The 8,176-nt window shown below is 46.3% G+C and carries 10 protein-coding genes; all 10 read right to left on the bottom strand.

Annotated features, from left to right (window positions below; translation table 11 throughout):
* Positions 1–41: 41 nt before the first annotated feature.
* Positions 42–362, bottom strand: coding sequence for a hypothetical protein (locus R7Q48_RS23460; protein WP_318132524.1), 321 nt, complete (start codon positions 360–362; stop codon positions 42–44).
* A 179-nt stretch (positions 363–541) separates the two neighbouring features.
* On the bottom strand, positions 542–1,267 hold the full coding sequence (locus R7Q48_RS23455; RefSeq protein WP_116547374.1) for a hypothetical protein: 726 nt from the start codon (positions 1,265–1,267) through the stop codon (positions 542–544).
* Between the two features lie 589 nt (positions 1,268–1,856).
* Positions 1,857–2,105 (bottom strand): permease, encoded by a 249-nt coding sequence (locus R7Q48_RS23450; protein WP_116547316.1) that lies wholly within the window; start codon positions 2,103–2,105, stop codon positions 1,857–1,859.
* 91 nt (positions 2,106–2,196) lie between these two features.
* Positions 2,197–2,457, bottom strand: a complete 261-nt coding sequence (locus R7Q48_RS23445; protein ID WP_116547317.1) for a hypothetical protein — start codon at positions 2,455–2,457, stop codon at positions 2,197–2,199.
* On the bottom strand, positions 2,444–4,189 hold the full coding sequence (locus tag R7Q48_RS23440; protein ID WP_160188653.1) for a toprim domain-containing protein: 1,746 nt from the start codon (positions 4,187–4,189) through the stop codon (positions 2,444–2,446). The genes R7Q48_RS23445 and R7Q48_RS23440 overlap by 14 nt, the downstream gene beginning before the upstream one ends.
* Before the next feature lie 177 nt (positions 4,190–4,366).
* Positions 4,367–4,753 carry a hypothetical protein gene (locus R7Q48_RS23435; RefSeq protein ID WP_116547319.1) on the bottom strand — a complete coding sequence of 129 codons (387 nt, stop codon included), beginning with the start codon at positions 4,751–4,753 and terminating at the stop codon, positions 4,367–4,369.
* A 202-nt stretch (positions 4,754–4,955) separates the two neighbouring features.
* A complete protein-coding gene (locus R7Q48_RS23430; protein WP_116547320.1) occupies positions 4,956–5,753 on the bottom strand; it encodes an NgrC in 798 nt (265 codons plus the stop codon).
* An 81-nt stretch (positions 5,754–5,834) separates the two neighbouring features.
* Positions 5,835–6,047 carry a hypothetical protein gene (locus tag R7Q48_RS23425; protein ID WP_116547321.1) on the bottom strand — a complete coding sequence of 71 codons (213 nt, stop codon included), beginning with the start codon at positions 6,045–6,047 and terminating at the stop codon, positions 5,835–5,837.
* Complete coding sequence (locus R7Q48_RS23420) at positions 6,044–6,292, bottom strand: hypothetical protein (RefSeq protein WP_116547322.1); 249 nt, start codon at positions 6,290–6,292, stop codon at positions 6,044–6,046. The genes R7Q48_RS23425 and R7Q48_RS23420 overlap by 4 nt, the downstream gene beginning before the upstream one ends.
* A 381-nt stretch (positions 6,293–6,673) precedes the next feature.
* Positions 6,674–8,131 (bottom strand): methyl-accepting chemotaxis protein, encoded by a 1,458-nt coding sequence (locus R7Q48_RS23415; RefSeq protein ID WP_318132513.1) that lies wholly within the window; start codon positions 8,129–8,131, stop codon positions 6,674–6,676.
* Positions 8,132–8,176 lie beyond the last annotated feature (45 nt).

Here is an 8,176-nt window from a genome sequence, read left to right as displayed (position 1 = left end):
GCTACACGCCGAAACAGCGCTTGGCACAGGCCGCATGACCTCTACTTTTGAGTGCCCCTAAAAATGGGGGGATTACCGCAGCACTCCTCTAAGTATTCAAGGCTTATTCCATTGCTAATAGATACAGGTTTACCATTTTTCTCCCATAACTTAGTTCCATTGAGAAGCGCTGATACACAGTCTCTATCTAGAGGTGCTGTAGTCAGTGACGAGAGCATTAGAAATCTCGCTAAATCATCAGCTTTTTTCTGCTGTTCTAAACTGTAGAATGTCTGCGAAATAGATGAGGCTCGCATTGATAGCTCTAAAATAGACTCAATCTTCGACCAGTCCTCTGAATGGTCAATGTGATTTGCATCCATCGTGTATTCCCTTGATTCAAATGGATAGATAAAAACTCTATGATCTTATTTAACTATATAGGTATATGATACCCCGAAAAATCGATAGGATACCTATGCCTTAAATAAAACGGGTCCGTTGGAGGTTAGAAAAAAGGAGCCTAAAGGCTCCTGTTTTCATCCAGTTCTAAGTCAACATATCATTCATTGCGTTCAAATACTGTCACAAGAACACGCTTCTTGTTGTCGTCGTTAATCACCATAAGGTACTTGAACTTGGAATCGCGGTGGCCCCAAACCTCCACGTTATCGACTCGGCCATACTTTTTGGCTTTATGGCGAGCCACTTTCTCGTCAAACGGCTGGACCTGTAGTTCTGGATGCTGGAGGCGACCAACGAGTGAAGCCCACGGCTTTTTGGGGTCTCCAGAGGTTATCCGGGCCTGATACTGATCAATGGCATGTTGAGTCACCAGGACTGGACCAATTGCCGGTGTAGATATTTCGTCATAGGTCTGGGTATAGGTTTGCTTGTCCACATCAAGGAGCTCGATATTCCCCTCCTTTAGCTCATCCATGAACTCCATGCTTTGTGAGACCTCAATAGCTACTCCTTTCAAACGACCAGTGAGACAAGCGGCAAACTTGAAAGCAAATGTCTTGCTGGATTTGCCCAGAGCCAATTTTTTGATCGCGCCTTTAGACACCACCAGCTTGTAGCCAGAACCAGCCCCAGGCTCGCGGCAAAATACTTGTTTATCCAGCACCAAATAGCGTATTGCTATAAGCTCCGCTAGCAAATCTACCTCTTTATGGTCAAAGTCAATGCGAACATCTAGGATGCCTTTTCTCTTTGTCCCTACGCGCCAAAATACCAATGCTGAATTATTTGATGTCGTTTTTGATACGGTATGCAATGTCATCATATGTAAGCCCTCTATATTCAGGGTAATCGTCGGAAGCTCCGCAATTTCCCCAACAGTTGATTGTCATAGTGTATGTTATCACAGCTTTTAAAAATGCAAGTATGATAGAGATAATTTTCGCCGACCTATAGATAAACAATATTTCCTGAGTCGAGGGCAATAACGCAGAAAAATTGCATCGTATTCAATGCGTTGCACATCGCAACTCAATTTAAGAAAATTATAACGCCTATCTCAGCACGAAGAATAGTACGCAATAGATACAGGTATAATATGCGATTCTGCAAACTTGAGTTGTGAATAACGGTAAAGTGAGAGACGGATTGTAATAAAAGGGTGGGCTTTATTGAATAAATATAGATTTTAATAAATTTACGAATGTGATTACTTAAATTCTATCCTTTAAACACGTTTTGGCGACATAGCCATAAAAAAAGGCCAGCATTACTGCTGGCCCTTTTTTTTATCTTCACTCAGAGGTGCCCGTGAGGATGCTTTTTTTGCTTTTCACGCTCGTGGAAAAGATAAACACTTCCAATAGCAAATAAGACAAAGAAGCTACCTAAGACACCGAGGATGATGGTGCTACTCATGAGTCCTCCCTATTGCCTACACCTGTCAAGACTACCCCTGTTAACCACAGGATAACCCCGAGCAGAACTACAGACAAGGCCTCATCACTGGTTATTGTGTCCCCAGTGACGATCACCCCGACAATCCCAACACTGACCGACGTGACACCAACCTTACGTAAGTCGTCACCAATCGCTATTAGCGTTTTTTTGTCTGGGGCGAAGACTTTCACCAACCACGTTTTAAGTCTAAACAACGTTTTCATAAATTACCTCCTTTAATTAAAGAGGAGGCGCATCATGCCCAAGAGGGCATAAACGCCCCCTAAGGGTTAAAGTTCTAAGCAGACAAGGGAGTTATTTCACCTTGTCTATCTTCATTGAGTTAATGATCTGCATCGCTTCATCAGCAAATGGACCTGTAGCTTTAATAGAGCCTCTTCTTGCAAAAGAGGCCGTCACAAGCATTCTCTGGCCGTGCATCAGATCTCGATAACGAGACCGCATTAGCTCAACGTAGGCGGCAGACTCCCCCTTCCATCCCTCAGGGGGAGAAAAGGAGCATACCGCGTCGTTGCCAGGCGTTGTATCAACCTTAGAGACATCAATGACGGCCATACTCGGCACTCCTTCTAGCAATGAAATCACGCAAGTAGCGAGCATTTGGAAAACCGAGGCTTCCCTGACTCATCAGGACATCGTTCCAGTCAATCCCTTTCGCTCTGGGCGGGATCGGGAGTTTAGGCAGCAGAACGTAAACACGAATGCCGAGTTGTTCCAGCTTGGCTTTCAGTACATTCGCAGACTTCTCTCCGGTCATAGATTTATCTTTGTCAGCCCAGATCAATACGGTATGAACACCTTCTGGAACCTCGAAGGACTCCATTAGGTTTGCATTGACCGTTGACCAAACCGGGATTTGAGTGACTCGATAGGCAGACAGAGCCGTTTCAAGCCCTTCTGCAACACCCAGAATACCCTCCATCGGCTCGCCTAGGCGGATAGCCGCACCATTGACATCCAAACCATCAGGAATGGGCATCATTTTCTTAGCGTTGCTGACCTTGGCTTTTTTACCGTTTGGGGTGAGATAGGTTCGGTGGAGCGTTACCAGGTTGCCTTCCACATCTCGGATTGCGCAGACGATAGCTGGGAATTTCCCAACTTCATTGCCATCTTCGTCATAGTAGGCCATAGCCGGATTGAACCGTAGGCAGTCTGTTTTTTCTACTTCATCAACCTTGAACAGAAGCTCGCGGTTTTTGAAGTACAGACGCATTGGCTCAGTCACATGACTAGAGAACGGTAAACACTCATTCCATACCTTCTCTATTTTCTCACGGAGGCGAGCACTGTAAGCGCGTTCGCGCTCCATTCTCTTCTCCATTTCTTCTTGGATCTCAAGCAACCAAGGCTTAGGTTGTTCACGAAACATTGGAACAACTTTCTGCTCATTTTCGCTGCTTTGCTTTTCCGGTTGAGTGATCGCAGCTTGTGCTTTCGGTGCCTGAGCAGCTACCGTGCGATTGACCACAGGGGCCGACTCAACATGGTAACTCACCGGCTCAACACCACCGTTCACGCGAGCGCGGAACTGCGTTACCGTAGCACTACGACGTTCAACCAACCAAGTGTTGCGATGCGTTTGCATAGGTTGTTCTCTCACAACATCTCCCTGCTCGTCCTTAACTTCAACGACGACAGTTACAGGCTCTCGCCCGAGGTTTGTCATGACAATCTCATCCCCATACTGGGCTTCGCTTTCACCAATGGCTCTTTCAAGATCCACGCCCCAGATGGTGCGTTCCAAGCCGCTCTTATCACGGATGAAGGCAAAGTAGCTAAGCTCATTGTCTTCGCTATGCTCATAAGGAGCTTTACCGTGAGCGATCAGAGTACCTGCTATGGTTTTTTTACGACTCTTGGAATCGAGAATCTTGTTATGCACCTTCATAGGCTCTTGCTGAACTGGCGCTTTGGCCTGCGCAGGAGCTCGTGTCGGTGTAGGCGCTTGTTGATATTGGGGTTGTACTTTATCAACTCCCAGATAATCACCAACCTCGCTTAAACACTGTTTAAAATCCCAATTATTGAGCCACATTAGCAGCTCAAAACCATCGTGTCTGGCACCGCATGTGTTACATACGCCGCCTCCGGTCTGGTGGGCATTTTTGTACAGACGGAAGCCATTACCTTTACCATTCCGGTTTCTTGTTCCATGAATAGGGCAAGTAACATGACGACCTGGTTTACGGAGAGCTGGCTCAAGATTTGGCGCTAGGGCCGCTAGGATGAACAGCCACTTTCCGCTAGCAACTTCACGAACTGTGTCAGCTTTGTAGTAAGACATTGATTTTCTCCTTAGCGTTAACCCCAGCATCGAGGTTTCCTTAAACTCCCGTCACCAGGGTTTAAGGAAACCCCGACACCGGGAGAATGTGCCAAGGAGGCTCCCCCAGCCGGGGAGTTCTCCCCGGCGAGGGATTTAAAACGGTCGCCCCCGAAACGAAGACGAATTCGATGAATATCACAAGCACAAATGAGTGCCCTCTTCTGAGGCCATCATGATTGTGACATCTGCTGTTATAGGATCTGACTTAATCACAACCTCAGTTGGTTTGAAAAAGCCATCTACAGTTGGCATAGGGTAATAGAAGCGACTCTTTACCCAGCTCTTGTTGTCGGTAATAGCGACCTTTGTTTGAGCAACACAAAGCTGCAAAAACATGAAAAGGAAGTCTTCTACCGAGTGCTTACCATCGGCACCAAATACGCCATCAACAATTGCCGGGGTCACTGCCACATTGGTCAGGAAACCGGCGTTGTTACCGATGAAAGATTGGTCCACCAGCAGTCCATCATTGATGGCTTGTTGACGGATTTGGGCGAGGTCCAATTTAGCTACTTGGTTCATAAGGTGTACTCCAAAGTTAATGGGTACACCTATCCCATGCGGGGAAGTGTACCCGCATGGGTCAGGGATTTAATTTGCTGTTTATTTTTGGCGACCAGCTATCGCACTTTTTCGCCCTCAAAGAGGACAAAATCTTCTTACCTATGGCTTTACCATGAGTAAAAAGACTTAGGAGGTAAAGCAGGGGTTTCCCCCTGCCTTGTCATGCCGCTTTGAGGTGGCGAGAAAAAAAGTCCCGAGTTTGCTGAATAGCGCCTCGGAGAAGTTCTCGTCTGTAGCCAGCGTAACTCTTATCATCACGGGCAACAGTCAAGCCATATAGACTATCTTCCCCCAAAACAATCTCGTTTTCACGCGAGAGTACCTCAACGCGTAGGCCAAGCACTCGCTCTTTCCCTTCAAGAATCGAACAAATTGTTTGGTCTCTTACTTCCTCATCCCAGTGGCCTATATCGAAATCCCGCTCAGGAAGTTCAATCACACGCACTAAGTAGTTTTTAGTGGCCCGTTCCCAAACCACTTCGTCTTCGTATGGAGAGGCTTCGAGCAGTGAGTATCCGTCCGATTCGAGCTTCTTGGACATGCTTTTCACATCGTCCTCCAGCTCCAATACGAAACGATCCCAGATCTCCAGTAAACTATCTTGGAGAAGCCCAGTGTTTACTACGTTGTCTTCAATCCTCATACAGTTCCAATGGCTATAGTGATACCCATGACTATTCCGAGTAATGGACAAACCATAGGAACCAAAATCCTGGATAACAGAAATTATTTCTTCAATGTCTTTCTGCGCCATCAGGTTCTTCACACGACTGACAGCATCCACCTGGCTGGGGTCAGTGCTAAATAGGCGATTAATGAGAGCTTTGATGTTATCAACGCTCAAATTCCCGTAGAAGGCAACGCCATCCCCCTGCGAATATCCGAGGCTATATTCAATCGTCAGATTGTCCGGGTATCCACATTTAACCAGTTCGTTATGAAAATGCTGTTTAATCATTGGTATCTCCTTAATTTCAGTGGGAGACACCATCCCCTCAGGGACCGATGTCCCCCGTAGGGTAAATATTTGAGTTTATTATTAAGACAAATGTTGGTTGGCTAACTGTTGCAACTCAAATAGAGCTGCTATCACACAGTCGTAACCATCAATCTCTGATGACAAATCAATACCTAATTCACTTAAACCAGAGAGTAATTCAGTTTCTTCGGCCAAATGCCTTTGAATTTCCCCTAGCTTACATGCCAGTGTATTAACTTGTTCTTCTGATAAGGATTTAAGTGATGCTTTCATAGCGCTTCACCACTAAGGTCATCTTTGATGGCATTAAAATCGACTGGAGACTGGTTTCCGTAAGTCTCATTTATGCCACCAGCAGAATCAACACTAACAAAGACCGTTCGGAGTAATCCGTTAGGATTTGTAGGGTAAACAATACTGACATGTCTACCTTTGTATTGTTCAGACAAAGTGCTTTGAAGCTCATCAACCGAACGGAATTTCCGGTCGCGGCCATAGTCCTTAATCTTGAGGCTCATGCTTCTCTCCTTTGGTTATGGGAGAGAACCCTAGAGGGGTTGCCTCCCTAGGGATTAGGTTATTGCTGTTTTGGGCCAGCTACCGATATAGCCAGCGAGCGCTGACAATAAACAAAGAGTATGACAGCTACCTAAAAGAGTAAAACGCTGTAATTGCCCTTTTGGGGTGCAACAGGAGAATCACTCCTTCGGGGGGGAACCGCAGAATTCGGAAAAAATCGTACGCTAAGCTAACGGTGTTCTCGTGACAGCTCTTTGACTAGGCTTTCTAAGGCCATTCTGATAGCCCTGACTTCCTGAAAAGCCATGGCTAAAATTTGTGCGGCTAAAAGGGATAACCGATGGTAAAGTAAGTTATCCCTGTCGAGATACTGAAAAGCGTTATCCTCGTTTTTCCCAAAACTGTTTTGCCAGTTCGCTCAGAGCGCTAGTTAACTGAGCGACAGATTTCGCACTTTGCAAATTATTCTGCCCGGTCTGTACATTGGTATCAGCAGCATCGCGTATATTGATAATACTGCGGTTTATGTCTTCACTTACTGCTCCCTGCTGCTCGACCGCAGTCGCTATTTGCGCGTTCATGTCGGTAATTTCGTTAACGCGTTGGCCAATTCCATCAAGAGCTGTAGCTGCTTCCTCTGCGTGAGCTACACTCGTGTGCGCTTGCCGACTACTTTGCTCCATGACTGTAACAGCGGATTGCGCTCGCTCTTGTAGAGCGCTGATCATGCTTTGAATATCCGTTGTCGATTGCTGTGTGCGAGCAGCAAGACTGCGAACCTCATCGGCGACAACAGCAAAACCACGCCCCTGCTCACCAGCACGCGCGGCCTCAATTGCTGCGTTGAGTGCCAACAAATTCGTTTGCTCGGCGATCCCTCGTATAACGTCAAGAACTTTTGATATCTCGTTACTTTGACCTTCAAGCTCATGAATAACCTGAGTGGCTTGCCTAATTTCACCTTCAAGGGCAGTGATTGACTGGCTTGTGTGGGCTACCAGACGCTGGCCAGATGCCGTCTCAGTGTCTGCTCTTCCGGCCGCATCTGCAGCATGCTGTGCATTGCTCGCAACCTCTTGAATGCTTGCCACCATTTGGTTTACTGCCGTTGCTATTTGATCTGTCTCTGCCTGCTGCTCAACTGTAAGTACATTGCTTGACTCAATATCCTTTAGTAGGCCTCGGGTGTGTTCGCTAAGCCGATTTGATGCATCACCTATGCGACCTACTATGGCGCCTGTTTCAGCTTGCATCATTCGTAAAGCAAACTCTATTTGGCCAAACTCATCGGTGCGCCCAGTGTAGAGGGATTGACTTAATGGGTTATTGGAAATATTCCTGGCTCTTTCAACCAGTCTTCCAAGAGGAGAGAGAATAGCCAAAACACTAACAGAGCTTAAGCTTCCTGACATTAAAGTGGCTAACAATAAGCTGCTTATTGATGTATCAGTAAGCATGCCGGCAGCCATTGCGCTTGATATAATACTACCCCATATGAGCAAGAGTATTTTCACGGAAAAGCTAGCAGCCAATTTCGGCCTCGCGGCCTTCCCGCTTCTCAATTGAGCATATAATTTTTCCGCAGCCAAAACCTGCTCAGGTTCAGGCTTGGTCCTTACAGACTGGTATTCAACAATCGAACCATTCTTAGCTATTGGCGTTACATAAGCACTTACCCAATAGTGGTCGCCATTTTTACAGCGATTTTTTACTAGCCCCATCCATGAGCGGCCAGATTTTAATGTACGGCACTGTTGCAAATAGTCGGTGGTGATAAACTTATCATCCCCTTTTGCTGATGGAGCTGGGTAATCCCCCCGAAAAACTGAGGTGCTCATAAGTAGAATTTTCTCGTATCTTGAACGCAGGAGGTTCTACATGAA

The organism is Vibrio sp. 378, from assembly GCF_033339435.1.
The sequence above is the reverse complement of the archived record's forward strand: the minus strand, read 5'-3'. Positions and strand labels throughout refer to the sequence as shown.

What these genes read in the sequence shown, in the direction of transcription:
- R7Q48_RS23460 (WP_318132524.1), bottom strand. Translation starts at nt 362, where the DNA reads ATGGATGCAAATCACATTGACCATTCAGAGGACTGGTCGAAGATTGAG.
- R7Q48_RS23455 (WP_116547374.1), bottom strand. Translation starts at nt 1,267, where the DNA reads ATGATGACATTGCATACCGTATCAAAAACGACATCAAATAATTCAGCA.
- R7Q48_RS23450 (WP_116547316.1), bottom strand. Translation starts at nt 2,105, where the DNA reads ATGAAAACGTTGTTTAGACTTAAAACGTGGTTGGTGAAAGTCTTCGCC.
- R7Q48_RS23445 (WP_116547317.1), bottom strand. Translation starts at nt 2,457, where the DNA reads ATGGCCGTCATTGATGTCTCTAAGGTTGATACAACGCCTGGCAACGAC.
- R7Q48_RS23440 (WP_160188653.1), bottom strand. Translation starts at nt 4,189, where the DNA reads ATGTCTTACTACAAAGCTGACACAGTTCGTGAAGTTGCTAGCGGAAAG.
- R7Q48_RS23435 (WP_116547319.1), bottom strand. Translation starts at nt 4,753, where the DNA reads ATGAACCAAGTAGCTAAATTGGACCTCGCCCAAATCCGTCAACAAGCC.
- R7Q48_RS23430 (WP_116547320.1), bottom strand. Translation starts at nt 5,753, where the DNA reads ATGATTAAACAGCATTTTCATAACGAACTGGTTAAATGTGGATACCCG.
- R7Q48_RS23425 (WP_116547321.1), bottom strand. Translation starts at nt 6,047, where the DNA reads ATGAAAGCATCACTTAAATCCTTATCAGAAGAACAAGTTAATACACTG.
- R7Q48_RS23420 (WP_116547322.1), bottom strand. Translation starts at nt 6,292, where the DNA reads ATGAGCCTCAAGATTAAGGACTATGGCCGCGACCGGAAATTCCGTTCG.
- R7Q48_RS23415 (WP_318132513.1), bottom strand. Translation starts at nt 8,131, where the DNA reads ATGAGCACCTCAGTTTTTCGGGGGGATTACCCAGCTCCATCAGCAAAA.